This window comes from Zhenhengia yiwuensis, assembly GCF_014384995.1.
Taxonomy (GTDB): domain Bacteria; phylum Bacillota; class Clostridia; order Lachnospirales; family Cellulosilyticaceae; genus Zhenhengia; species Zhenhengia yiwuensis.
Map to the genome: position 1 here is coordinate 1 of NZ_JACRSY010000137.1, position 530 is coordinate 530.

1 protein-coding gene is annotated in these 530 nt (G+C 30.6%); it reads right to left on the reverse strand.

Translation table 11 applies throughout. The features are described from left to right. Positions 1 to 40: 40 nt before the first annotated feature. Complete coding sequence (locus H8718_RS20435) at positions 41 to 373, reverse strand: hypothetical protein (RefSeq protein WP_249334888.1); 333 nt, start codon at positions 371 to 373, stop codon at positions 41 to 43. Between the last annotated feature and the right edge of the window lie 157 nt (positions 374 to 530).

Genomic DNA, 530 nt, shown 5'->3' on the forward strand with positions numbered 1-530 from the left:
GTGTTGTATCAATCATTATGATACCTCCTTTAAATTTATTTTATAACCCTAAATGGGCAATAATCTTATTTAATTTTTCATCGAGTATCGTTTGATACTCCATGATTGTTAATGCATCATCTGCTGTAAGTGTTGTAGTTTCTTTAATTGGTGCTGTATCACTTTTTATACTTTCTAATGTCACTTCCTGTGGTACGTATGGGATGGACATATACTCATCTATCCATTCCGATTTATCCTTATCATACTTACGGTATAGGTATGAATCATTCCAAACTTCTACTTCAATCATATACTCATTTTCAACCCTATTGGTTAATTCTGACATACCCATACAATAATTTTCACTATTTAATAGAGCATATATAACCATCTATTCGACCTCCTATTCTTTAATAAAACTCTATAACTTCCCATGAAACCTTATAAATTTCATTGCCACTAGTATTAGAATAGATACGTAATATATTACTGTTCATCAATCTACCAGATACAGGACAATATCGCTCCTGACTATATAAATTAATCAT

What these genes read in the sequence shown, in the direction of transcription:
- H8718_RS20435 (WP_249334888.1), bottom strand. Translation starts at nt 373, where the DNA reads ATGGTTATATATGCTCTATTAAATAGTGAAAATTATTGTATGGGTATG.